The following is a 24,509-nucleotide window of genomic DNA, read 5'->3' as shown; positions in this document are numbered from 1 at the left end:
TTCCGGTTGCCCTTCTTGCCTGCCGGCGGAGGCCAGTCTCAACGACGATCGCCATCGCCACCTCCTCAATACCAAAGACCGGGCGCCGTGCCCCAATAATAAAGTTCGTATTCGCGCGCAGAAAGCTCACGCTCTTCGTCGCGGCTGAGCAATTCGTCTTCGGGCTTTCGCGCTATCTTCCGATCAAGAAAACGGACGATCGCAAACTTCAGCCAGACGTGGAAATCAAGCTTCATGCGAACCTCCCTGGAGCCGATACTTCGGCTAGGAAATCAGCGAATGACGTCGTGCATTGGCAAGAAGATCGCGAAGCGGCGCGATCGGTCCGTAGAGCATCAGCAGGCGGTTCCCTTCCCGCTTGGCGAGACAATAGCGCCGCGCGAATTCGAAGACGCTGCACATCTGCTCGCCCGCTCCGGATCTTTCGGCATCGTCCGCCGCAGCCTTCTGAGAGCTGATCATGGCGACGATCCTATTCGGCCGCCGCTAGAGCCGGCTTCACCTCGGGGAAGAATGCCGCCAATTCGCCGACCACCTCGCCGATGCGGCTCGAAAGCGCGTCCGAGGAGACCGCGTAGCTGTTAAAATCGCGATCGGAGGCGTAAACGGCAGTCGGCAAAGTATGGGCCATGAAAAACCCGAAGAGCGGTCGAAGCTGATGCTCGACCATCAGCGCATGCCGGTCGCCGCCGCCGGTCGCTGTGATGATGATCGGCTTCGCCCGCAATTCGTGCGGGTCGATCAAGTCGATGAGGTGCTTGAAATGGCCAGGATAGGAACCCTTATAGGTTGGCGAACCGATGATCAGGGCATCCGCGTTCACAATCTCGTCGATGACGTGCCTGGCCTGCTCGTCCAGGTCCTTGCGCCACAAGGCTCTGCCCAGAGAAGGACCGACATCATTGAGATCATAGGTCTTGCTCGTAAAGTCGTATCGTTCGCTCGCCCGTTCGGCAACGTGCCGTACAAGGGCCAGTGTCTTTGATGGGCGGTTGAAGCTGCCAGCAATGCCGACGAGTTTGAAACCTGACATAGCTTTTCCTCTCTTTAGGTCGCCTCAATTATTCTCTACAAAAATGATAGATTAAAGGTACGAGTGTTCCTCCTAGTGGGTGTCATTGAAAAAATTATCTTGCTCGTCCGAACTTAGGGCCTATCGCCGCGGAGATGACGTTCGAGGAAGGGCAGATTGTCCTGTCCCCAATAGAGTTCCCCATCATAGACGTAGCTCGGAAAGCCGAAGACGCCGCTGTCGCGCGCATGCACACGGTCGGCAGACCATTTATTCTGGACATCGTCGTCAGCTTGCCGCCTGAGGAGCACGGCGCCATCGAAACCGGCGGCGTTAACGATCGCCTCGCGCACGTCAGGCTTGCCGATATCCTTCGCTTCGCGCCAGAAGGCATGCTGGAGAGCACGGGCGACACCGATCCAATCCTGCCCGTCGAGATAGGCGGCAATCACGAAGAGAGAGGCGGGCGTCGGATCGCTGAGCTCCGGGCGATGCTCGAGCCGCAGTTCCTTGCCCCGCACGCGCGCCCAGCGTTTGAGGTCCCGCGTCCAATAGGCGCGTCGGATCTCCGGACGGTTGCGTGAAAATATGCCGCCGTTTTCTTCGACCACCGTCGTCAGATACGGCGTAACGACGACGTCGTTCTTCGCAGCAAGTTCGGTAAAGGCGTCGAAGCCGATGTAGGACCAGGGCGAGCCGATCGAAAAGAAGTATTCTACCGTTTTGGTCACTGATGAATGTTCCTCGTAAAACGATTGTTCTGGCATCGATTGTTGGTGATCAAATCAGGAAGCGGCCCGAATTCCGGGTTGCGCTTTCCATCCGAGTTCGGGTGCGATTGCCGTCACGAAATCGTGGAGGATCTGGCGATATTGCTCGTGCTCGAATTCGTAAGGAAGTTCGAGCCGCAGCTCACTAACCTCGGAGAGAATCGGATCTGAAAATAGCCGCTCCAATATCTCCTCCGACGTGCCGACGATATCCCGGGCGAACAAGGTGCGCCGCTCGCCTTGGGGCGAGAGCGTCCGCTGATGGCGGCCGTCGGCATAGTCGCGGTAACGGCGGCGTGTGGCCGCATCGGCGCTGTCGAAAGGCACGATGACGCGGCCGAGAGCGACGCGTCGCTCAGTTCCGGTGGCGTGATAGGTCTCTATGAGCATGGATTGGGCGACGAAGAAATCGTCGGTCCCCTCCCCCGTTATGACGTTGCCGGTCAACAGGTTGAAGCCATTGCGGCCGGCCCATTCGGCCGAGCGCTGCGACCCGCCGCCATACCAGATGCGGTCGATCAAACCTTTGGCAAAAGGCTGCAGGCGCGGCCGCTGCGGGCCGAAGGGCGTCTTGATCAAGGTTTCATCTTCTCCGAGATAGACGCCGCGCAGATTATCGGCAAAGCGCAGAACGCGATCATGCGAGAAATCGTAGCGCGTCCAGTCGCCGTCGAAGGCGAGCGGGCCGATCAGTTCGGCATGCAGCGGCCGGCCGGCACTGACGCCGATGTTCAGCCGTCCGCGTGAGAGGACATCGACCGTCGCAAGATCTTCGGCCAGCCGATACGGGCTTTCATAGCCGATCGGAATGACCGCGGTCCCGAGCTCGATCCGGCTGGTGCGCTGTGTGGCCGCCGCCAGAAATGCGCTGGCGGACGAGATCCCCGGCTCCAGATGCCGCTGGCGGACCCAGGCGCTGTCGAAGCCCAGCTCCTCGCCATATTGCAGTTGCTGAAGCGTCTGCTCCAATCCCGACAAGGGATCATCGTCGGGATAATTGCCGGGGGTGAGGAAGCCGATATGGCTGATCGATATATCGCGACCGCTCATGTCATGCCATCCTGATCAATATTTCGGCAGGCCGGGCGGATTGGTCTCGGATGCGGGCAAGGCTTCCTCGGAAAGATGCCAGTGTTCGAGTATCCGTTTGTACGTTCCGTCCTGGATCAGGCCATTCGTGGCGATGGTCAGCGCATCGGCGAGCCCGCTTCCCTTGCGGGTGGCGATGGCGACATCAGAACGATCTGGCCAGCCTGCGCTCAGCGTGCCGACGCGCTTGATGTTCTTGTCGCGGGCAGCAATGAAGACGAGCTGGGCATGCGGCTGAACGATGACATCGGCCCGGCCGGAACGAAGCGCAAGCAGGCTCGCCGCCTCATCGTCGTAATATTGCAGCTCGATCGGCTTCAGACCGGCGGCGACGTCCTCTTCGCTCCACTTCACCAGGATGCGCTCCTGGTTGGTGCCGGCGCCGACGATGATCCTGAGGCCCGCTGCATCCTTCGGCTCCTTGATCGAGGTGATGGGACTATCGGATTTCACGAAGATACCATGCAGGCCCTGGCGGTAGGTGGAGAAATCAAACTTCTCCTTGCGCTGCTCGGTCACACCGACATTGGAGATGACGGCATCGTATTTGCCCGAGGTAAGGCCGAGCGGCCAGTCGATCCAGGCGACCGGCACGATCTCTAGCGTCAGGCCGAGGCTATCGGCGATGGCATAGGCATAGTCGGGATCGGCCCCCACCACGGTCTTGGCGTCGGTGGCATAGGTGGCAAGCGGCGGACCGCCGGGGCTGACGGCGATGGTGAACTTGCCAGGCGTGACGAACTTGAAATCCTTCGGGATCGCGGCGACGGCCGCATCGTTCCTGGCGGCATGAAGCCTGGCCGGCTGCTGCGGGCTCAAATCGAATTCATCGGAGGCATGTGCTGCGCCGAGCCCGGTCAAGATTGCCGTCAGAGCTGTGAGGAAGAGGGTACGGATTGCTGGAAAGGTCGTCACGCTCGATATGTCTGCGTTTGCCTAGAAAGTCAGAGACGGACCGGCGAGATGCCGGTCCGTAAGCCGACTATTACGAACCGCTCTTCGGCAGGCCGGGCGGGTTGGTCTGAGCCTTGTCGATCGCCTCGGGACCGAGATTCCAGCTGTCGAGGATCTTCTTATAGGCGCCGCTGGCGATCAGGTCGTTGACGACATCGGTCACGGGTGCGGCAAGGCCGCTGCCCTTGCGCGTGGTGACTGCGATTTCGGCGGTGATCGGCCAACCGCCGCTGACCGTGCCGACGAGCTTAGTCTTGCCATTAATACCCGCCGCATAGGCCTGGGTCGCGTTGACGCTGAAGACGGCGTCGGCCCTGCCTGACTGAACGGCGAGATCCTTGACGGCGTCGTCGTCGTAATATTGCACCTCGATCGGCTTCAGGCCGGCCGCGACATTCCGCCGATCCCACTCCAGAAGGATCTTCTCCTGGTTGGTGCCAGCATCTGTGATGACCTTCAGCCCCGCAATATCCTTTGGCTCCTTGATCGAAGTGATCGGGTTATCGGCCCTGACGTAGAAACCGAGCTCATCCTTGCGATAGGTCGAGAAATCGAACTTTTCCTTACGCTCTTCCGTGACCGTCACGTTCGATATCACCGCGTCGAACTTGCCGGAAGTGAGCCCGAGCGGCCAATCCGCCCATGCGACGGACACGAGATTGAGCTTCAAGCCCAAACTGTCGGCGATCGCCTGCGCGAGATCGACGTCATAGCCGATGACGGTCTTGGAATCGGAGGCATAGTCGTGCAGCGGCAGATTGCCGCTTGTGCTAATGCCGACGGTGAAGACGCCGTTTTCGACAAACTTGAAGTCCTTGATTTCCGCAATGCGCTTCTCGTTCTTTTCCACCCGCAGCCGGTTCGGCTGTTCGGGGCTCAGATCGAACTTCTGCTGCGCCTGAGCGGAGCCGAAACCGATCGCACCAATGGTGACGGCTCCTGCAATCAAAAGCTTTACTCTATCTGTAAATGTCATGCCCGTTCTCCGTTTCATCTTAAGATTGTATTTGTTGTCATTCGACCAGAGCAGCCCGTCGCGGCCCGGCCTTCACCAACGCTGTCGGCGCTAGAGAACCTTGGCGAGGAACTCGCGTGTGCGGGGATGCTCGGCCTGCGTGAAAATCCGGGCCGGCGGGCCGGCCTCAAGAATACGGCCGCTTTCCATGAAGACGACGGTGTCGGCGACCTCGCGGGCAAAACCGATTTCATGGGTGACGATGACGAGCGTCGTGCCGGTGCGGGCGAGCTCCTTGATGACGTCGAGCACTTCCCCGACCAGTTCGGGATCGAGCGCGGAGGTCGGTTCGTCGAACAGCAGCACCTTGGGGCGGAGCGCCAGTGCCCGGGCGATCGCCACGCGCTGCTGCTGGCCGCCGGAAAGTTGGCGCGGATAGGCGTTGATCTTGTCGCTGAGGCCGACACGGGCGAGAAGCTCCTGCGCCAGCTGCACGGCTTCTTCACGGCCGATGCCGCGGACCTGGATCGGCGCCTCGATCAAGTTTTCGAGCACGGTCAGATGCGGGAAGAGGTTGAAGCTCTGGAAGACCATGCCGATATCGGCACGGCGCTTGAGGATATCCCTTTCCTTGAGCTCATAGAGCGTATCGCCTTTCCTGCTGTAGCCTACGAAATCGCCGTCGACCGAGATGAAGCCCTCGTCGACACGCTCCAGGTGGTTGATGGAGCGCAGCAGGGTCGACTTTCCCGAACCGGAAGGACCCAGGATGGCGGTCACGCTGCCGGCCGCCAGGTTGAGCTCGACGTCGTCGAGGACCTTCAGCGAACCAAAGCTTTTGGAGATACCGTGGATGCGCACCGCACCGCCTGTCCGCAGTGCCGTCGCGTCATGAAAACCGAGATTGCGGGTCTTCTCGGTCGCGTTGTCAAGGGACGGCAACGGTCGGCGGAAGCGCTCCAGGAACGCCTCGAAGGGCAGCGGCGTCGGATTGCGCACGGCGCCCTTGGAGAAATACCGCTCGATATAGTGCTGGGCGACCGAGAGCACGGTCATGATGATCAGATACCAGACGGTTGCGACCATCAGCAGCGGGATGACTTCGAGATTGCGGCGGTAGATCACCTGGACGGTGTAAAAGAGCTCGGGCAGCGCCAGCACATAGACCACGGAGGTGCTTTTCGCCAAACCGATGAGCTCGTTGAAGCCGGTCGGCAGGATGGAGCGCATGGCTTGCGGCAGCACGATGCGGAAGGCCTGGCGGCGGAGCGGCAGACCAAGCGCGGAGGCGGCTTCCAGCTGCCCTTGGTCCACCGACAAAATGCCGCCTCGAACGATCTCGGCGAAGAAGGCCGACTGGTTGAGCGTGAGGCCGAGATAAGCGGCAGCAAAGGGCGTCAGCAACTGTACGGTGGGATAGTCGAACAGCAGCGTGTCGGTGAAGGGAACGCCGATCCTGATCGTTTCGTAGAGATAGCCGAGATTGTTCAATATCAACAGCAGCACGATCATAGGAATCGAGCGCAGTAGCCAGATGTAGCCCCAGGAAAGGCCTGACAGCAGCGGCGACTTTGAAACGCGGGCGAGCGCCAGAGCCGTTCCGAGGATGGAACCCGAAACGGCGGCGAGCGCAGTCAGGAGCAGCGTCCTGCCAAGGCCGACGAGCACGGGCTCGGCGAAAAACCATTCGGCAAAGACGCCCCAACCCCAGCGTGGATTGGTGAAGATGGAATAAAGCACCGCGACGATGACGATGGCGGCGAATATCGTGCCGGCCAACCGCTCCGGATGGCGGGCCGGGACGATGCGGTAACGGGAAGTGTCCTGCCTGGGTTCTGCCGTCCTGCTGCCGGGCTCAAGGCCCGCAAAATCCGTCGTCAGTGCCATTCTCATTTCCCTTTTATGATTGTCTGGCTTGCCGTTTCAGAGATTTCAGCCGACCACTTTCAGGCGCGGTTCGCTTTCGAAAGCCGGCACGGCGAGATGGGTGATGTCCTTCTCGAAGGGCAGGCTCTTGTAGATCTCGGGATCGGCCGCCGTGTCGAAGAGCGCGGTGTAGCCATAGTTCAGATAAAGTCCGACGGCCTCTGGCTGGCGGAAACCAGTCGTCAGATAGATCCTGCTATAACCTTGGCGGGCGGCCTGAAGCTCCAGCTCCACCAGAACCTTGCGAGCGAGTCCCTGACGGCGCAGATCCGAACGTGTCCAGATGCGTTTGAACTCGGCCGTGCGATCGTCGTAATGCTTGAAGGCGCCGCCGCCGACGGTTTCGCCATTGCGGATCAGCAGCAGAAAATTGCCGTGCGGCGGCGCGAAGGCTTCAGGGGGGTAGCGATTGAGCTCCGCTGCCGCGCCTTCGGCATTGAAATAGGTGCCGTAGCGGCTGTCATATTCGTGGATCAGTTCATCGATCAGCGGCTTGGCGCGCAGATCAAGAGGGCTCGTATAGAGAAACGTATCGCTCATATCGCTCATCACCCGTTGTCTTCAGTGAGGAAGGTTTCTGCGAGCCGGACCCAGTAGCGGGCGGCGGGCGCAATGATCGCGTCGTTGAAATCGTAGTGGGCGCTGTGGAGAGGAGCGCTGTCGCCATTACCGACGAAGAGGTAGCTGCCGGGATTGGCCTGTAGCATGAAGGCGAAATCCTCGCTCGCGGTTCTCGGCCGGAAATCCTTCTCGATCGCAGCAAGGCCGAGAGCGTCATAGGCGACGTCGCGAGCAAATGCCGTCTCCTTGGCATGGTTGACCAGCGCCGGAAAGCCGAGCCGATAATTCACGTCCGCTTCCGCGCCGAAGCTTTCGGCCTGGGCCCGGGCAAGGGCTGGAATGCGCTCCTGCAACAGCTGGCGAACCGTCTCGCTGAAGGCCCGCATGGTGAGTTTCATCTCCACGCTTTCCGGGATCACGTTCGAGGCGGAGCCCGCGTGGATTGAACCGACGGTGGCGACCGCCATGTCCTGCGGATCGACATTGCGCGAGACGACGCTCTGAAGCGCAGTGATGAAGGAGGCCGATGCCAGCACCGGATCGACGGCGCGGTGAGGTTCAGCGCCGTGGCCGCCCTTGCCGACGACCCTGATCACCGCCTGGTCGACAGACGCCATGGCGGGGCCTGTGACGAAGCCGAACTGACCCGCTGGGACGCCCGGCCAGTTGTGCAGCCCGAAGACTGCATCGACGGGAAATTTTTCGAACAGCCCTTCCGAAATCATCTTGCGGGCGCCCGCGCCGATCTCCTCGGCCGGCTGGAAGATCAGCCTGAGCGTGCCGCTGAAATTGCCGCTTTCGGCGAGATAGCGGGCGGCGGTAAGCAGGATTGAGGTATGCCCGTCATGGCCGCAGGCATGCATGACGCCGGGATTGCTGCTGGCATAGGCAAGGTCGGTGGCCTCCTCGATCGGCAGTGCATCCATATCGGCCCGAATGCCGACCTGCTTCTTGCCTTCGCCACGTCTGAGGGTGGCGACGATGCCGGTACCGGCAATGCCCGTCGCCACCTCGTAGCCCCAGGAGGAAAGGCGGGAAGCCACGAGCTTGCTGGTCCTCAGTTCCTGGAACGCAAGCTCGGGATATTGGTGCAGATCATGGCGTAGCGCGATGATCTCATCGAGATAGCGGGCGATGCCCTTCTCGACCGGATCATTGCTGCGCGGGTTCTGAGCGATGACGTTCATGGCGGGTTCGCCGGCGCGTCAGGCGCCGACTGCCTTTCCGCGTTCGAACTCCCCCGCCGCGGTCGCATAGCGGCTTTCACGGAAGGGTAGGCCCAGATGGTCGCGCAGCGTCGCGCCCCTGAGTACAGGATCGAAATAGCCGCGCTCGGCGAGGATCGGCAGCACGTATCTGGCAAAATCGTCGAAGCCCTCGGCAATCACGGGAAAGCCCAGGATGAAGCCGTCAGCGGCGCCATGATCCACCCAGCGGATGATCTCTTCTGCGATATGCTCGGCGGTGCCGATGAAGGCGGTGCGCGGCGTCGCCACATCGAGCGCGACCTGGCGGAGCGTCAGCCCCTTTTCCCGCGCCGTCCTTTTGATGCGATCGGTGGTGGCGCGGAAATTGTTCCTGCCGATATCGCCGAGTTCGGGGAACGCTTGGTCGAGCGGATAGACGCTGAAATCATGGTGATCGAAGAAGCGGCCGAGATAGAGAAGCGCCTCCTCGATCGTAACGAGGTTGCGGATCGCCTGGTACTTGGCTTCCGCCTCATCAGTCGTCGCGCCGACGATCGGCCCGATGCCCGGATAGACACCGACCTCCGCAGCACTGCGGCCATGTGCAATCACGCTGTCCTTCAGCTGGCGATAGAAAGCCTGAGCCTCTTCAAACGGTCCGCCATTGGTGAAGACGGCATCGGCATGCTTGCCGGCCAGTCTGATGCCGGAATCAGAAGCACCGGCCTGGAAGACGACGGGCTGACCCTGCTTCGAACGACCGATGTTGAGCGGCCCCTCGATGCGGAAGAAGCGGCCCTTGTGATTGAGGCGGTGCATCTTCGTCTTGTCGACAAACACGCCGGTCTCGCGATTGCGCACGAAAGCATCGTCGTCCCAGGAATCCCAGAGGCCCTTGATGGCATCGATATAATCCTCGGCGATCTCGTAGCGCAGCTCATGTTCGGGATGCTCGCGGCTGTAATTGCGCCCCGAGCCCTCCAGCGGCGAAGTCACCGCATTCCACCCTGCCCTGCCGCCGCTGATGAGATCGATCGAGGCGAACTGGCGGGCGATGGTGAAGGGATCGCTGTAAGAGGTGGAGATCGTGCCGACCAGGCCGATCCTCGAGGTCGAGGCGGCCAACGCCGCGAGAATGGCGATCGGTTCGAACCGGTTGAGAAAATGCGGGATCGACTGCTCGTTGATATAAAGTCCGTCGGCGACGAAGGCGAAAGCGATGCCGGCTGCCTCCGCTTTGCGTGCCGTCTCGACGAAGAAGTCGAAATTGACGCTGGCATCGGCCGGGCCGCTCGGATGTTTCCAGGCGTTCATATGGCCGCCAGGACCCTGCAGCATAATGCCGAACGTGACGTGTCTCTGAGCCATGGGATCAATCCTCCTAAGAAAGGGTCAGGCGACGAGGGAAAGCCGCTCAGCGGCGAGCAGCTCGATGGAGGCAAGGCGGTCAGCGCTTGAAAGTGCCGGCGTGTCGAGGATGAATTCCTTGACGCCGAAGCGGCGGTGAAGCTCGTCCAATTCCTTGCGGATCTGCTTGGCCGTGCCGTGGAGCACGCTCGGCACCTTCTCCTCGATACGGTAATCGGTGACGCCGGCTTGGCGGGCAAATTCGGCCGCCTGCTCTTCACTGCCAACATTGACGGTCTGGCCGTTCGGCAGGAACACCTTGACGATGCGCAGATTGCCGACGCGCTCACGGGCATATTCCTCGCTTTCGGCGGCAAAGGCTGCGAGCGCGAGGATCGGGCGCTTACCGCCGGATGCCTGCTCATAGGCTTCGAACGTCTTGTTGAGATTGTCAGGATCACCGTTCAGGTGGCCGGCGAAGACGAGTTCCCAGCCCTTCTCGGCTGCGAGTCTCGCGCTCTCGACGCTAGCGCCGAGCAGGAAACGTTCAGGAGCCATCGGCGGCAAAGGGGTCGCCTGCGCGCCGTCGCTATTGGGATCTGCGGCGAGATAGGTATTGAGGTCGGAAAGCTGGCTCGCAAAATCCGGCTTCCTGGACGGATCGACAGCTAGCTGCAAAGCCCGTGTCGATAGCGGAAAGCCACCCGGCGCCTTGCCGACGCCAAGATCGACGCGGCCAGGCGCAAGCGAGGCCAGTAGATTGAAGGTCTCGGCAACCTTGTAGGCGCTGTAATGCTGCAGCATGACCCCGCCGGAGCCAACGCGGATCTTCGAGGTCCTAGCAAGAAGATAGGCGATCAGCGCCTCCGGCGCGGAGCTCGCCAGATTAGACATGTTGTGGTGTTCAGCGACCCAGAAACGGTGATAACCAAGTTCCTCGGCGCGGGCTGCAATCTTTACCGTCGCCCTCAGCGCATCGGCAGCGGAAAGGCCCTGTTCGATCGGGCTTTTGTCGAGAAGGCTGAGGAAGTAGGTCATGACGCGCCGATCCACTCAATGGTTGCAGAACTTAATCTATAAAATCAGTAGACAACGCTCATTATAAGAAATGCCATTCTCTTTCAGAGCCACTGAGTGGAAAAAAGCAGGCGCGCCTGAACGGCCAGGTCGCATGTTCGAGTAACTGGCCGGAACTCTTCCGCTTGACCATTTAATGATCGATATTCTGGTCGTAAGGGAGAACCGCCTGAAGCTGTCAGAACAGGTCAAGCCGATCAGCTATCTCAAGGCGCATGCGCCCGAAATCATCCGGACGCTGAAGGACAACCCGCAGCCTGTCGTCATTACCCTTCATGGCGATGTCGGCCAGTATGAAGAAACGCAGGAGAAGGTGCTGGCGCTCACCAATCGGCAAGTCGAGGAAGGCAAGACGCGCCCCGCTGCGGAATCCTTCGCGCACATTCGCAAGCGTCTGGCCGCCAGCCAGTCCTAATGCCTTATCGTGTTCTTTTCGCCGAAGACGCGGAGCGCGACGTCGAGGAACTCCATCGTTTCATCGCCGGTCGCGACGGCACGGAAATGGCGGAACACATCCTGGAAATCGAGAACGCCTGTGCCGATCTCGAAGAATTCCCCGCCCGCGGAAATATCCCAAATGAACTGGTCAGCATCGGCATCTCCGAATACCGGGAACTGCACCATAGACCCTGGCGTATGATCTATGGCATCATCGGCACCGAAGTCGTCGTCTATTGCGTGGTGGACGAACGCCGCGACATGCAGGCCTTCCTCGAGCGAAGACTTATCCGCTGAAATCCAGCACACCGTTCCTTCCCCGTTTCAACAGACTCGCCGGCGTCCACCCGACCGCCTAAGACCTATCCAGCCTTTCGGCCGGCTGGCGCATTCGCCCGCAGGAGCGCCATCAGCATCGGACCGATCGCGAATTCTCCCTTTTCGCTTCGCCGCGTCAGGTCGCGAAGATATCCGCCGGCTGAATTGATGTGGCCCCCGCGTTCCAGGATGCATGCCATCACGGTCGCGGCGTTTTCCGCGCCCATCACACTTGCCGCCTCCTCATAGGCTGACGGGCTGACGCCGAGCATTGACCGAACCGTGACGGCGGCGCCCATCAGGTCGCGCCAGTTGCGGATCACGCCACCCGGCCCGTAGGCCAGGATTTCCGGGCAGGCCTGCAGAACCAGGCCAAGCGGGAAGGATTTCAGGCCGCCGGAATCATCGCCGCCGCCCTCCCGTCGACTTTGCCGCTCCTCCTGTTCGATCGGGTGGGTCGTCCCATCCCTCCCCCTTTCCAACTTCACGGCCCCACGCCCGTCGTCTTGCTCCGGCATTGCGCCCCGCTTCGTTTCGAAGCTTGGTTCAAATTCAGAGGTGGATTCGGGGTTTGAATTCTGTATGTGACGCTCGATATGACAGGCATTGCCGCTTTGTTTCGTCGATTTAATCGGAGTCTCCAACCGGTTAAGGATATCTGCCCGAAGCGCTGTCAATTCATCCAGCAGCTGTTCGAGCTGCGCTGTCGTCGGCGACCTCGGCAGACCTTCGACCAGGTCCCGAAATTCCCGATATAGCCCCTGCCAATCCCCTTGAACGTCTTCGTCGACAGCCGCTTCGATCAGCTTTGCGATATCACGGCGGCAAAGAGTCATGCGTTCGCGCAGGCGCTGGACATGCAAGCGCTCGGCCATTACCTCGGCGGCGAGCTGCTCGATCTCCTCGGCGCGAGCAAGCAGCGGCGCCAGCGAGAAGCCGAAGGCCTCGTTGACCTCCCCTGCCCTGTCCCTGCGGACATAGCGCTTGCCATTAGGACTGTCCTTGCGCAACAGAAGCCCCGCCTCCACAAGTGCGGCAAGATGGCGCCGCACCGTCTGTTCGGCCATGCCATGTGTTCGGAGGGACAGCTGGATATTCGAGGGGAAGACGATCAAGCCGTTTTCCTGGGCCAGTTCGTTCTTCGGATAAAAGCTCAACAAAGCATTGAGCACCGCCAGTGCGCGATCGGTGATGCCGAGCAACGGCTTTGCTTCGCACAGCGCGCGAAACAGTTTCCATTTGTCGACCGACTGATCAGGCTTGATCTCACCTGCCATGACCTGGTTTGCGAGCATTCCAAGCGTCATCGACCGCCGCCCGAAGGGCGTCGTTATACTTCCGGTTTCCATCTCTTCCACCTCGATGAGGCAAAAGAAATCCGCTCACCTAAACGGCGCCAAAAACTCTTGACAGCGATTCTCGGAAGTGCGATTCTCGGAGGTGTTCAAGACTACGAGGAAAGCTTCCGTGACGGTGACGTTCGGGGGCTTTTTTCTTTTGCGCGTTATCTCCTGTTCAAATTGTCAGCTGACAATCAGTCTAACTGCCTCATTTTTCCTCATTTTCCTCTTCGAATTCGGCGGCGAGGCCTGCCAACCGCCGAGCCAGGAATTCCGAGAATGCCGCCGATTTGACGGTGATGCGAAAGGTTTTTCCCGAGCGGCTCACCGAAGCAAGCGTCCCGCCGCCTTGCGTCCGAAGCGTCTGCTCGACCCGCTGCGGCGCACCCTTCTCCTCCAGTGCCTTCCAGATGACATCGAAGCGGCTATTGCTCTCCAGTGTTGGGAAAGCAGCGGCAGCGATTGCCGCCTGCACCTTCTTCCGCCCGCCTGTCTCCCTGAATTTTTCGGCAAAGGCCAACCAGCGGGGGCGTCCCACCTTCGGCGCCGGTCCGATGGCAAGAATGATCTCGGGATCGATCGTCTGCGCCACCTGCAGCAGCCGTGACGTTTCCGGTTTATCCGTCGCCAGCGCCTGAGCAATCATGTCGCGACTGAAGCCATGTTCATCCATGCGTCGCGCAAACAGCGCCCGTTCGATGAAGCTAAGGTCGACACGTGGCCCGTTCTCCTGACCCTGCGCGAGGATCAGCTCTTCATCCGTGAGCTTGCGCACCACGGCCTTGACGGGAACACCGATCTCCGCGGCCGCACGCAAGCGCCGGTGGCCATAGGCGGCTTGGTAATGCCCGGCCTTTAGCGGGTCCGGACGCACAAGGATCGGAACCTGCTGTCCGCTTTCCTGGATCGACTGCTTCAATCGCTCGAACTCAGGATCCTTGTCGACCGGAATGCGGTCGCGGATAAATGACATTTCGACGACAGCCGGGTCGATCTCCAGCACTTTGTCGCCAGAGGCGAGGGACTCACGCAGGGCCTTGGCCGCCGCTGCTTCCTCACCCAGCCGACCAAGCGACAGGTTCATCGCCTTGACCGCGCCCGATGGCCGATGCGGCGGCGGCACACTTGGCGCCTCCGGCCGTGCCGGCTCGACGGCGCCGACCATGCTCTTCAGGATATCGCGACCTTTGGGGCTCATGTCCTGCTCCATGCACTGCGGATGAGTTGCTCGACCTCGGCATTGACGCTGTCGACGGATTCGACGCCGCGGTCATAGGTCTGGCGATGCATCGTCTCGCGGCCCGCCTCGTAGATCGTCTGCTTGGACAGGCCTGCATCCGAAACCGCCGTTGACTTGACCATCATCGAGGTCAGCACACGCTCGCCGAACAGGCTGCGCAGGAAGGCGACGATCTGCGCCTGCGGACCATCGTTGGACTCGTAGCGGGTGATCAGATAGCGCATCCAGTCATAGTCGAGATTGCCGCCCGCCTGCTTGACCACGGCCAGAAGATCGGAGGTCATCGTCAGGAACTGGTTCATCGACGCCACGTCGAGCATCTGTGGGTGAACGGTGATCAGCACGGCAGTCGCAGCGCAGAGAGCAGACAGCGTCAGAAAGCCGAGGGTAGGGGGGCAATCGATGATGACGACGTCGTAGCTCTGCTCCAGCGAATGCAGCGCATTGCCGACCCGCATGAAGAACATGTCCTTGTCGTCGCGATTGCTGTCGGCCAGCGCCTTCGGGGTATCATGCTCGAACTCGTGCAGTTCGAGATTACCCGGAATGAGATCGAGACCGGGGAAATAGGTCTGGCGGACGATGTCGGCCACGTCGCGGCGCGTCTCGTCATATTTGATAGCGCCGTAGAGTGTCTCGTTTTCACCGACATCGAACTCCGGCTGATATCCGAGCATCGCCGACATCGACGCCTGCGGGTCGAGATCGACGGCGAGCACGCGATAGCCGCGCAGTGCCAGGAACTGCGCCAGATGGATTGACGTTGTCGTCTTGCCGGATCCGCCCTTGAAATTGGTGACGGCGATGACCTGGAGATGGTCGCCCGGCCGACGCGTCGGCAGATATGAGGGTTTGGTGCGCCCCAGATGCTGGCGCATCGCATGGATTTCTTCGAGCGAGAAGACACGGCGGCCGGCCGCCGTCTTTTCGGGATTGATGCTTTCCATCTGGGCGGTGAGGTGGCGAACATAGCTGTCGGTGACGCCGAGCAGCTTGGCGGCCTCGGTACTGCTGAACCGCCGCAGCGATTTGCGGGCATCGGGCGAAAACAGCCGCTCGAACAGCACTTGGAGCTGGCTGCTGAGCATCGTCGAGTCCTGCGCAATCGTCTCGTCGATCGAGACTTGACTCGCTCTTCTGGCTTTCTCAACAATCGCGGCCTTGGTCGGCATTCACGCAAATCCTGATAAATCGGGCAATTTTGCGCAAATGATCGTGAGTCTGGCGATTCCGTCAAGCGATTTCTTGGTTAGCCAATATATAACAAACCGAATTCCTCGTAAAAATTACGTGGAATTCCGGAATCTTAGCGCGATTGTCAGCTGACAATGGTGGCGACACCACATCGGCCGAAGCCACCGACCCTATCGCTAGGACGTCTCGACCGACGTCGAGGCCTTCGCCGACTCACGTAGAGTAACCGCCGCCGCTTGGTACAGACCGGATCAGGCAGATGGCGTTCTTATTTATAGGCAGACGGACGACAAAGGCTCTCGACCTCCAACCCGCGGACGGGCTCGACGTGGGAAGTCTTGCCATTTGCATCTCGGGATTCCGGATCGCGGCGTGACGGGGCAAGGCCGAGCATTTGTTCGAGACGGCCTGCATTGATCGGAGCGCTTATTCCCTTGAAGTTCATCTTATATCTTTCGTCTGCATATGAGCTTGCGTGACGTGGAGATAAGCGCAATTTGAATGCGCGGAGAACCGCCCGCCGATGTTATCACCATCTTTTGCAGTTGTGGCAGAAAAGGGCAGGGGCTAAACTAGGCATTACTCCCGAGATACGCTTGCGACAACGACGATGCGCGACATGCTCGACAGACGCGCCGAACCGGGTTCTATTCGGGCCATACGCATTGCCAAGAGTCGCGACTTGCGTCCGCGATTGAGTTGCGCCGCCGCTGCTGAGCGCGGCAGTGTGATGCCTGCACGACATCTACTACGAGTGAGCCAGCCGAATGTCGGCGCGATGAACCAATCAACCGAGTTCGCAGTCAGCTGCAGATAGGAACAGCTGGCGTGACGGACAGCGCAATGAATGTGAGGTTTGCCCTGCGCTATGCGAATCACATCGGTACGGCTATCATCGGGTTCAAGCCCGCACGTGACCTGTCTCTGCTGAAACCGGCACTCTTCCTAGCGGAACTTATGCGCGCCTTTGCTTCCGTCTACAAAATTCTTCGTTGTTTACCTGTTATTTACCATAAGGCGACGCGGCGTCGGCCGATGCTTGTGCGGGGGGTGACATGATCATTGCTTTGCCGAAAGCTTCCCCGTCGTGGCAGGGTTATCGCGCTTTCAATCCCTCGCGATTGGTAAAATGCGCATTGCCCAATCCCGTGCCGATGGTCAGCACCGCCCATCTCGACACGTCCTCCATGAAAGGGATCTGCGACAAGCCCTGCACGACGGCGTCATTGTGCATCATCACGAAGGTGCTGTGATCGGCGATCGAGGGAATGGCCTTCATCAGTGCTGCGGGAAGGTTGAAGTTGTCGCTTTCCCAATTGCCGCCTGGCAGGTTCTGTCCGCCGCGTTCGATCGAGCCGTCTGCCTTGATGATGCCGGGACAGCCGATGCCGATGATCGGAGCCGGCTTCAGATTGGCCTTTTCTGCCTTGTCGATCAATTCCTGCAGCATCGCCGCCATTCTTTCCACCGTCGCACTGCGGCTCGGTTCGTCGTCGGCGTGGCGCCAGATGGTCGATTCCCAGACGCCCGCATCTGCAAAATGGGGGCTTTTTTCCTTTCCGAACTCAACGACGCCGGCACGGACATTCGTGCCGCCGATATCGACGGCGAGCATCGCTTTGTAACCCTTGAACATCCAGGGCGGCATGAGGTGGACGGAGCCGATCAGTCCCGCCTCGTCGGGATGGTGGACGATTGGCGTGACCTCGATATTGATGCCCGCCGCCTTGAGAAGAACCATGGTCCTGGCGATTGCCAGTTCCCCGAAGCGGCTTTGCCTGAAGCCGCCGCCGACGACGATGCGCTCCGTCTTGAACCAGCGCTCGTCCTTGAGGAACTTGCCGATGACCTCGGCAAAGTCCTTCGCGAAGTCCTCCACCGCCCCCAGGACCAGTGCGGCGGCCTCCATATCGTCCCCTTTCAGCAGAGACTCGATCTTTTTCTTGGAAAGCTTTGCTGTCGCAACCTTGCCGATCGGGTCATCTCCGAATTTGCGGACGTGTTTTCTCCAATCGTCGAGCTTCTGCTGGAAGGTCTTCTTGTTGGCGTTGTCGCCAACAAAGCCGTTCTTGTCACGCAGTTCATTGTTGTAGTCGTCGATCGTCACCAGCGGCAAAACAGTCGCGCCATGCGCCAACGGCGCGGTGATCTCCTCGCTATTCTTGGAGCTGCTTCTGGCCATCAATTTACCTTTACGGCACGAGTGCTTGAACGGGCGGCGAGATTAAACGCTGACCCGCCTTTGGATGTTCCCGTGCAGGCCACGTCATCTTGTCCTTGCCGGCGGGCGACCTAGCTTCAATGATTGCAGAGTTTGGAGAATGCCGTGCAGGACGACACCACTACGCAGGAAATGCTTTCATTGGTGCTGGGGGAACCGGAGCACTGGGCGATGTTTCTCGACATCGACGGAACGCTGCTCAACCTTGCGCCTACGCCGGACGCGATTGAGGTCCCAGAGGACCTGCCCGGACACCTTCATCGCCTTTCGAACAAGCTCGGCGGCGCCTTGGCACTGGTCACTGGGCGCTCGCTTGCCTATGCAGACGAGCTGTTCAAACCCTTTGCATTTCCAACCGCAGGCCTGCACGGCGCCGAGATCAGGAGCGCCGCCGGAATGCATACCGTCGAGCCGACGCCCGAGTTCCAGGCGCTGAAACATGCATTGACCGCCGAAGCCGAACATTATCCAGGAGTTCTGATAGAGGATAAAGGCGCCGCCGTCGCCGCGCACTACCGACTGGCGCCCGAATATGAAAAAGTGCTCGAGGAGCGCATGCATCACTATGCCGAGCTGGCCGGGCCGAACTGGGCGTTGCAGCTCGGTAAAAGGGTGTTCGAGCTGCGACCGGCACGGTCGAGCAAGGGCGACGCGCTGGAACGCTTTTTCCAGTCCGATCCCTTCAAGAACCGCGTTCCCATCACCATCGGCGATGATTTGACGGACGAGTCGATGTTTGCGATCGCCAATGCGCGCGGCGGGGTTTCCATTCGCGTTGGGGCAATCGGCGCGCCGAGCTGCGCCACGGGCCGGCTGTCTTCGGCTGCGCTGGTCAGAAATGTGATTGCCGCCCTGGCCGCCTGAGATCAGTCTCGGACGATCCCAAAGGCAGATTGCCGTCGTCTTTGCGCCGCCTGCGTAGCGTTAATCATCAAAAAAGTATCGGTTTTGGCCTGGAATCGTGGTGGCGGGTATGAAGCGAGCCCACTACACTCGCCTTAATAATAGAGCCAAAAGAAAATTTGGCAGGCGGACTTAGAACCGCACCCGGAGGAGGAAGCGATGGAACCTGACTTGGAAGTCGTTCAGATCAGACCGGGCGAATCCTTCGCAGCGAAGGCGCATGGCTATCCCTATCACACCGTTCGCTGGCATTTTCATCCGGAATATGAACTGCATCTCGTCGTGGCGACAACAGGGCGCTATTTCGTTGGCGATTTCATCGGCGAGTTCGAACCCGGCAATCTGGTGCTGGCTGGCCCCAATCTTCCTCACAACTGGATCAGCGACGTCCCGAAGGGATCGAGCATTCCGCTTCGATGCCAGCTCATCCAGTTCAGCGAGAATTTTATCAGCGACACAATGAAAGTGCTGCCCGAGCTCGGTCCCTTCGAGCCGGTCCTCGAAGCATCCCGCCGGGGCGTGCTCTTCGGCACTGAGACCAGCCGGCAGGTGGCGCCTCTGATGAACGAGGTGCAGCAGGCTCAGGGCGTACGCCGTATCGAGCTTTTCATGATGATCGTCGGGCTGCTCAGCCGGGCGCAGGATGCCCAGCTTCTCGCAAGCCCCAGCTATCTGCCCGATCCCTCGGGCTATATGTCGGCCGGCATCAACAAGGCGCTCGCTTATATCAGAGAAAATCTGACGAAATCCTTCGACGAAACCGATCTCGCTGCGATCGCCGGACAGTCCACAGGCGCCTTCTCACGCGCCTTCCGCCGGCATACGGGCATGTCGCTCGTGCAATATGTGAAACGCCTACGCATCAATCTCGCCTGCCAGATCCTGATGAGCGACGACCATGCGTCGATCACAGACATCTGCTTCGAGGTCGGCTTCAACAATCTGTCCAACTTCAACCGCCAGTTTCTCGCGGAAAAAGGCATGACGCCGTCCCGCTTCCGGCGATTGTTGGGTGACAATATCAACGTGGCGAAGGCGGCATAAGGTCGGCCGAAGACGGCAATAGGAGGAAAAGGAGGAGGAACGAAAACTGACGCAGGCTTAAACGTGAGCGCGCGAGGAGCGGCTCGCGAGAGGAGACGCTTGTCCTCAGAAACAGCAAACCGCCGGGGCAGGCACGCCGCTCGTTCAGCCGAACGGCACAGCAGAAACTGCAATCACCGACTACACGATTTTTTCCAATGGGAGGAGATGGAAATGCCGAAATTTTCAACAAAAGCGGCAGGCGCCGCGGCACTTATGTTGTCCTTACTCGGCGGGACTTCCGCCATTGCACAAAGCGCGGTTGCGGATGCGACCGTCGCGTTCCTCATGCCCGACCAAGGCTCGACCCGTTATGAAGAGCACGACCATCCGGGCTTCGTCGCCGAAATGAAAAAGCTTTGCGCGTCGTGCAAGGTCATCTATCAGAATGCCGATGCCGATATTGCCAAACAGCAGCAACAATTCAATTCGGCCATCACCCAGGGTGCCAAAGTTATCGTGCTGGATCCGGTGGATTCGGCGGCGGCCGCATCTCTTGTCCAGCTCGCCCAAAGCCAGGGCGTCAAGGTCATTGCCTATGACCGCCCGACTCCGACCGGCAAGGCCGATTTCTATGTCTCCTTCGACAACAAGGCGATCGGCAAGGCGATTGCGGAATCGCTCGTCAAGCATCTGAAGGCGAAGAACGTGCCAACGGACAGCGGCGGTATTCTGCAGATCAACGGTTCGCCGACCGATGCTGCTGCCGGCCTGATCAAGGACGGCATTCACGAGGGTCTGGCGAGCGGTGGATACAAGACGCTTGCTGAATTCGATACGCCGAACTGGCAGCCGGCGAATGCGCAGCAATGGGCCGCCGGACAGATCACCCGCTTCGGCAAGCAGATCGTCGGCGTCGTCGCCGCCAATGACGGCACCGGCGGTGGTGCCATCGCAGCCTTCAAGGCCGCCGGTGTCGATCCCGTGCCGCCGGTGACCGGCAACGACGCGACGATCGCGGCGCTGCAGCTCATCATATCAGGGGATCAGTACAACACGATCTCCAAGCCGAGCGAAATCGTCGCCGCCGCCGCAGCCGACGTCGCCGTAAAGCTCCTGGCAGGCGAAACGGTCAAGGCCGAGATGACGCTCTACGACACGCCGGCGCAGCTTTTCGTGCCGGCCGTCGTCACTGCCGAGAATTTGAAGGCCGAGATCATCGACAAGAAGATCAACACTGCCGAAGAGCTCTGCACCGGCCGTTACGCCGAGGGCTGCAAGAAGCTCGGCATCATCAAGTAAATCCAACGGAAGCGCGTCCGACATCGGCCGCGCTTCCTTTTTCGCTTTTCCGAAAGATCAGGCGATGTCTGAAACCCCTCATCAATTTGATCCCCGCCAGCCCGTCCTCAGCCTGCGTGGAATTTCGAAGAATTTCGGAGCGGTATCGGCGCTGACCGATATCGAACTCGACGTGCACGCCGGCGAAGTCGTGGCGCTTGTGGGCGACAATGGCGCCGGCAAATCAACGCTGGTCAAGATTCTGGCGGGCGTCCACCAGCCGACCGCGGGCACCATCCTGTTCGAGGGAAAACAGGCAGATCTGTCGAGCCCCAGCGCTGCGCTCAATCTGGGCATTGCGACCGTGTTCCAGGATTTGGCGCTTTGTGAGAATCTCGACGTCGTCGCCAATATCTTTCTCGGCAAGGAGCTCAATCCCTTCCAACTCGACGAGGTCGCGATGGAGATCCGCGCCTGGAAGCTGCTGAACGAACTTTCGGCGCGAATCCCAAGCGTGCGCGAGCCCGTCGCCTCGCTTTCCGGGGGCCAGCGCCAGACCGTGGCAATCGCCCGGTCGCTGTTGCTCGAACCGAAACTGATCATGCTCGACGAACCCACGGCCGCACTCGGCGTTGCCCAGACGGCCGAGGTGCTCGACCTGATCGAGCGCGTGCGCGACCGCGGCCTTGGCGTTATCATGATCAGCCATAACATGGAGGATGTGCGGGCCGTCGCCGACCGTATCGTCGTCCTTCGGCTCGGCCGCAACAACGGCACCTTCATGCCCGACGCATCCAACGAAGAGCTCGTCAGCGCGATTACCGGCGCATCCAACAACTCCGTCTCCCGCCGCGCCATGCGTCGCAAGGCGCAAAGCCGAGAGAACGAGGAGGGCAGACCATGATGAAGACCATTGAGAACGAACCGGCAGCACCTGTTCTCCTCGATCGGCGTGACGAAAGAGTACGCCATGACGATAGCCTTGCCGGGTGGGTCCGCGCCTTCTGGGATCGTATCCGCTCCGGTGACCTCGGCTCGCTGCCTGTCATCATCGGCTTGGTGATCATCTGGACGGTGTTCCAGGCGCTCAATCCGGTGTTTCTCTCCAGTGCCAATCTCGTCAACATGCTGTTCGATTGCTCGACGGTCGGCGTCATCTCGCTCGGCATCGTCTGCATCCTGATGGTCGGCGAAATCGATCTGTCCGTCGGTTCAGTCAGCGGCTTCGCCTCGGCGCTCGTCGGCGTCTTCTGGATCAACCAGGGCTGGCCGGTGGTACTGGCCATTCTTGCCGCCATGGCGGTCGGCGCCTTGATAGGATCACTTTACGCCTTCCTGTTCAACCGCTTCGGCATGCCGAGCTTCGTCTCTACCCTGTCGGGACTGCTCGCCGTTCTCGGGCTGCAGCTCTATATTCTCGGAGCGACCGGCTCGATCAATCTGACCTATGGCTCGTGGCTCGTGAATTTCGGGCAGATAATGGTCATGCCGGATCCGGTCTCCTATACGCTCATTGCGCTTGCCGGCATTGCGTATTTTTTCTCCAGCTACCGCACCGCGGCGCGGCGGCGGGCCGCCGGGCTGTCGTCGAAATCCGTCAGCGGACTGCTTCTGCGCGCCGTCGTGATCACTGTTGCCCTGGAAGCGGTAGCCTTCTATCTCAACCAGTCGCGCGGAATTCCCTGGATGTTCGGCCTTTTCGTCGGCCTCGTCGCAGCGATGAACTATGCGCTTACGCGCACGAAGTGGGGGCGCTCCATGCATGCCGTCGGCGGCAACAGGGAGGCTGCCCGCCGGTCAGGCATCAATGTATCGCGCATTTATGCGAGCGCCTTCGTCATGTGCGCCCTGCTGGCCGCGACCGGCGGCGTGCTTTCGGCGGCGCGACTGGCGACGGCCAGTCAGCAGGCCGGCACGGGCGACGTCAATCTCAACGCCATCGCCGCGGCGGTCATCGGCGGCACCAGCCTGTTCGGCGGACGCGGCAGTGCCTACTCGGCCCTTCTCGGCATCATCGTCATTCAGTCGATCGCGAGCGGTCTGACGCTCCTCGATCTGTCGTCATCGCTTCGTTACATGATCACGGGGGCCGTTCTTGCCGTAGCCGTCATCGTCGACTCGCTGGCACGCCGATCGCGTATTTCGCACGGTCGGGCCTAATCAACAGGAAAGCAGAGGAAGAAAATGGGACAGGATCTGTCTGGAAAAGTCGCGGCTGTTACCGGGGCCGCGTCGGGTATTGGCCTGGAGTGCGCCAGGACCATGCTTGCATCAGGCGCGCGGGTCGCGCTGATCGACCGCAACGAAGAAGCATTGAGAGATGTCTGCTCGAAGCTCGGCGAACAGGCTATTCCCCTGGTCATCGATCTTCTGGATCCCATAAGCGTGGGGCAAATGATGCCTGCTATTCTGCAGAAGGCGGGCCAGCTGGACATTTTCCACGCCAATGCCGGCTCCTACATCGGCGGCGAAGTGCTTGACGGCGACCCCGACGCCTGGGATCGCATGCTCAACCTGAACATCAACGCTGCCTTCCGTTCGGTGCACGCCGTCCTGCCGCATATGGTCGAACGCAAGACCGGCGATGTCATTCTGACGAGTTCGGTCGCCGGGATGATCCCGGTGGTCTGGGAGCCGATCTATACGGCTTCCAAACATGCGGTCCAGGCCTTCGTCCATACCCTCAGGCGACAGGTCGCCAAGCACGGCTTGCGGGTCGGCGCCGTAGCACCCGGCCCTGTCGTGACCGCCCTTCTCAGCGATTGGCCGCAGGAGAAGCTCGACGAGGCACTCGCCGCCGGTGGCTTGATGGAGCCCAAAGAAGTGGCCGAAGCGGTGCTCTTCATGCTCACGCGCCCACGCAACGTCACCATCCGTGACCTCGTCATTCTACCGCAGAGCACCGACATCTGAGCGGTGCGCCGGCCCCCTAGTAGCCAGAGAAAGGAAACGGCCATGATCTTCGACAGATTTCGCCTGGACGGACAGGTGGCGCTGGTGACGGGCGGCACGCGCGGCATCGGCCTGGCGATCGCCGAAGCACTGGGGGAGGCGGGCGCCAAGATCTTCATCAGCGGAAGAAACCGCAACGCGGCGGCGGACGAGCGGCTGGCCAGGGCCGGCGTCGATTGCGATTTCGTCGCCGCCGACATGATCAAAGATAATGCCGCCGATGCGCTCGTCACTGAGACCCTCTCCCGGGCGGGCCGGCTTGATATCCTCGTCAACAATGCCGGTATCGCCATTCATGGCGACAGCGGGGAATTCTCCGATGCCATCTGGCGCGAGATCATGACTGTCAATGTCGATGCCGTCTTCCGCGCCTGCCGCGCAGCACTTGCACCGATGCGGCACCAGGGCGGCGGCGTTATCCTCAATATCGGCTCGATCTCCGGCATCGTATCCAACATTCCGCAGAACCAGGTCGCTTATAACGCCTCAAAGGCGGCGGTCCACATGATGACGAAGAGCTTGGCAAGCGAGGTCGCCGCCGAGAACATCCGCGTCAATGCCATTGCGCCCGGCTATATCGAGACCGACATGTCGCGCGGCGGCATCGCCAATCCCGACTGGTTCCCGACCTGGCGCAGCATGACGCCGATGGGCCGCGTCGGGCAGCCGGAAGAGGTGGCGGGTGCGGCCCTCTTTCTGTGCTCGGCGGCGGCAAGTTATA

At 60.4% G+C, this 24,509-nt stretch carries 25 protein-coding genes; 9 read left to right on the top strand and 16 right to left on the bottom strand.

All coding sequences use genetic code 11. From position 1 onward, the window contains the following. Nucleotides 1-65 precede the first annotated feature (65 nt). From ACQ7C1_RS24285 to ACQ7C1_RS24230, 12 genes are all read right to left on the bottom strand, one after another. Entirely contained in the window at nucleotides 66-236 is a 171-nt protein-coding gene (locus tag ACQ7C1_RS24285; protein WP_430960091.1) for a hypothetical protein, read from the bottom strand. Between the two features lie 28 nt (nucleotides 237-264). After that, the gene (locus ACQ7C1_RS24280; RefSeq protein ID WP_430960090.1) at nucleotides 265-462 is read right to left on the bottom strand and encodes a hypothetical protein; all 198 of its coding nucleotides are present in this window, start codon (nucleotides 460-462) and stop codon (nucleotides 265-267) included. A gap of 10 nt (nucleotides 463-472) precedes the next feature. After that, nucleotides 473-1,033 (bottom strand): FMN reductase, encoded by a 561-nt coding sequence (msuE, locus tag ACQ7C1_RS24275; RefSeq protein ID WP_430960089.1) that lies wholly within the window; start codon nucleotides 1,031-1,033, stop codon nucleotides 473-475. Between the two features lie 113 nt (nucleotides 1,034-1,146). Continuing rightward, entirely contained in the window at nucleotides 1,147-1,743 is a 597-nt protein-coding gene (locus ACQ7C1_RS24270) for a 2-hydroxychromene-2-carboxylate isomerase (RefSeq protein WP_430960088.1), read from the bottom strand. A 54-nt stretch (nucleotides 1,744-1,797) separates the two neighbouring features. Further along, nucleotides 1,798-2,832 carry an LLM class flavin-dependent oxidoreductase gene (locus ACQ7C1_RS24265; protein ID WP_430960087.1) on the bottom strand — a complete coding sequence of 345 codons (1,035 nt, stop codon included), beginning with the start codon at nucleotides 2,830-2,832 and terminating at the stop codon, nucleotides 1,798-1,800. Between the two features lie 15 nt (nucleotides 2,833-2,847). Then, nucleotides 2,848-3,786, bottom strand: coding sequence for an ABC transporter substrate-binding protein (locus ACQ7C1_RS24260; protein ID WP_183699876.1), 939 nt, complete (start codon nucleotides 3,784-3,786; stop codon nucleotides 2,848-2,850). 70 nt (nucleotides 3,787-3,856) lie between these two features. After that, on the bottom strand, nucleotides 3,857-4,801 hold the full coding sequence (locus ACQ7C1_RS24255) for an ABC transporter substrate-binding protein (RefSeq protein WP_430960086.1): 945 nt from the start codon (nucleotides 4,799-4,801) through the stop codon (nucleotides 3,857-3,859). 90 nt (nucleotides 4,802-4,891) lie between these two features. Further along, the gene (locus ACQ7C1_RS24250) at nucleotides 4,892-6,667 is read right to left on the bottom strand and encodes an amino acid ABC transporter permease/ATP-binding protein (RefSeq protein ID WP_430960085.1); all 1,776 of its coding nucleotides are present in this window, start codon (nucleotides 6,665-6,667) and stop codon (nucleotides 4,892-4,894) included. A gap of 45 nt (nucleotides 6,668-6,712) precedes the next feature. Continuing rightward, nucleotides 6,713-7,258 carry a GNAT family N-acetyltransferase gene (locus ACQ7C1_RS24245; RefSeq protein ID WP_430960084.1) on the bottom strand — a complete coding sequence of 182 codons (546 nt, stop codon included), beginning with the start codon at nucleotides 7,256-7,258 and terminating at the stop codon, nucleotides 6,713-6,715. Beyond that, nucleotides 7,255-8,454 carry a M20 aminoacylase family protein gene (locus tag ACQ7C1_RS24240; RefSeq protein ID WP_430960083.1) on the bottom strand — a complete coding sequence of 400 codons (1,200 nt, stop codon included), beginning with the start codon at nucleotides 8,452-8,454 and terminating at the stop codon, nucleotides 7,255-7,257. The genes ACQ7C1_RS24245 and ACQ7C1_RS24240 overlap by 4 nt, the downstream gene beginning before the upstream one ends. An 18-nt stretch (nucleotides 8,455-8,472) precedes the next feature. Beyond that, nucleotides 8,473-9,822 carry an LLM class flavin-dependent oxidoreductase gene (locus ACQ7C1_RS24235; RefSeq protein ID WP_430960082.1) on the bottom strand — a complete coding sequence of 450 codons (1,350 nt, stop codon included), beginning with the start codon at nucleotides 9,820-9,822 and terminating at the stop codon, nucleotides 8,473-8,475. A 24-nt stretch (nucleotides 9,823-9,846) separates the two neighbouring features. After that, the gene (locus ACQ7C1_RS24230) at nucleotides 9,847-10,839 is read right to left on the bottom strand and encodes an LLM class flavin-dependent oxidoreductase (RefSeq protein ID WP_430960081.1); all 993 of its coding nucleotides are present in this window, start codon (nucleotides 10,837-10,839) and stop codon (nucleotides 9,847-9,849) included. A gap of 208 nt (nucleotides 10,840-11,047) precedes the next feature. Between ACQ7C1_RS24230 and ACQ7C1_RS24225 the strand changes: the two genes are divergently transcribed. Together ACQ7C1_RS24225 and ACQ7C1_RS24220 are read left to right on the top strand one after the other, a co-directional pair. Continuing rightward, nucleotides 11,048-11,293 (top strand): prevent-host-death protein, encoded by a 246-nt coding sequence (locus tag ACQ7C1_RS24225; protein WP_430960159.1) that lies wholly within the window; start codon nucleotides 11,048-11,050, stop codon nucleotides 11,291-11,293. After that, nucleotides 11,293-11,613, top strand: a complete 321-nt coding sequence (locus tag ACQ7C1_RS24220; RefSeq protein ID WP_430960080.1) for a type II toxin-antitoxin system RelE/ParE family toxin — start codon at nucleotides 11,293-11,295, stop codon at nucleotides 11,611-11,613. The genes ACQ7C1_RS24225 and ACQ7C1_RS24220 overlap by 1 nt, the downstream gene beginning before the upstream one ends. Nucleotides 11,614-11,678: 65 nt before the next feature. Here the strand turns inward: ACQ7C1_RS24220 and repC are convergent, their stop codons facing one another. The 4 genes from repC to ACQ7C1_RS24200 form a co-directional block, all read right to left on the bottom strand. Further along, nucleotides 11,679-12,983, bottom strand: coding sequence for a plasmid replication protein RepC (repC, locus tag ACQ7C1_RS24215; RefSeq protein WP_430960079.1), 1,305 nt, complete (start codon nucleotides 12,981-12,983; stop codon nucleotides 11,679-11,681). A gap of 199 nt (nucleotides 12,984-13,182) precedes the next feature. Further along, a complete protein-coding gene (gene repB / locus ACQ7C1_RS24210) occupies nucleotides 13,183-14,172 on the bottom strand; it encodes a plasmid partitioning protein RepB (RefSeq protein ID WP_430960078.1) in 990 nt (329 codons plus the stop codon). Further along, nucleotides 14,169-15,386: a plasmid partitioning protein RepA gene (gene repA / locus ACQ7C1_RS24205; RefSeq protein ID WP_430960077.1), complete on the bottom strand. Its 1,218-nt coding sequence runs from the start codon at nucleotides 15,384-15,386 to the stop codon at nucleotides 14,169-14,171. Before repA ends, repB begins: the two co-directional genes overlap by 4 nt. Nucleotides 15,387-16,504: 1,118 nt before the next feature. Further along, nucleotides 16,505-17,590: an ROK family protein gene (locus ACQ7C1_RS24200; RefSeq protein WP_085780794.1), complete on the bottom strand. Its 1,086-nt coding sequence runs from the start codon at nucleotides 17,588-17,590 to the stop codon at nucleotides 16,505-16,507. A gap of 123 nt (nucleotides 17,591-17,713) precedes the next feature. Here ACQ7C1_RS24200 and otsB point away from each other — a divergent pair, with 123 nt between their 5' ends. From otsB to ACQ7C1_RS24165, 7 genes are all read left to right on the top strand, one after another. Further along, nucleotides 17,714-18,493 (top strand): trehalose-phosphatase, encoded by a 780-nt coding sequence (gene otsB / locus ACQ7C1_RS24195; RefSeq protein ID WP_183699894.1) that lies wholly within the window; start codon nucleotides 17,714-17,716, stop codon nucleotides 18,491-18,493. Between the two features lie 198 nt (nucleotides 18,494-18,691). Continuing rightward, nucleotides 18,692-19,576 (top strand): helix-turn-helix domain-containing protein, encoded by an 885-nt coding sequence (locus tag ACQ7C1_RS24190; protein WP_097599062.1) that lies wholly within the window; start codon nucleotides 18,692-18,694, stop codon nucleotides 19,574-19,576. Between the two features lie 207 nt (nucleotides 19,577-19,783). After that, the gene (locus ACQ7C1_RS24185) at nucleotides 19,784-20,857 is read left to right on the top strand and encodes an ABC transporter substrate-binding protein (RefSeq protein ID WP_430960076.1); all 1,074 of its coding nucleotides are present in this window, start codon (nucleotides 19,784-19,786) and stop codon (nucleotides 20,855-20,857) included. Between the two features lie 64 nt (nucleotides 20,858-20,921). Continuing rightward, nucleotides 20,922-21,740 (top strand): ATP-binding cassette domain-containing protein, encoded by an 819-nt coding sequence (locus ACQ7C1_RS24180; RefSeq protein WP_430960075.1) that lies wholly within the window; start codon nucleotides 20,922-20,924, stop codon nucleotides 21,738-21,740. After that, nucleotides 21,737-22,996 carry a sugar ABC transporter permease gene (locus tag ACQ7C1_RS24175; RefSeq protein WP_430960074.1) on the top strand — a complete coding sequence of 420 codons (1,260 nt, stop codon included), beginning with the start codon at nucleotides 21,737-21,739 and terminating at the stop codon, nucleotides 22,994-22,996. Before ACQ7C1_RS24180 ends, ACQ7C1_RS24175 begins: the two co-directional genes overlap by 4 nt. A 24-nt stretch (nucleotides 22,997-23,020) precedes the next feature. Beyond that, entirely contained in the window at nucleotides 23,021-23,749 is a 729-nt protein-coding gene (locus ACQ7C1_RS24170; RefSeq protein ID WP_183699904.1) for an SDR family oxidoreductase, read from the top strand. A gap of 42 nt (nucleotides 23,750-23,791) precedes the next feature. Continuing rightward, nucleotides 23,792-24,509, top strand: a 718-nt coding sequence (locus ACQ7C1_RS24165; protein ID WP_430960073.1) for an SDR family NAD(P)-dependent oxidoreductase, incomplete at its 3' end; no start/stop codon positions are given.

Origin of the sequence: Rhizobium sp. Nf11,1 (genome assembly GCF_050587665.1) — a bacterium.
In the GTDB taxonomy this organism is placed as follows: Bacteria; Pseudomonadota; Alphaproteobacteria; order Rhizobiales; family Rhizobiaceae; genus Rhizobium.
This window is presented reverse-complemented; position numbering and strand designations above follow the sequence as displayed.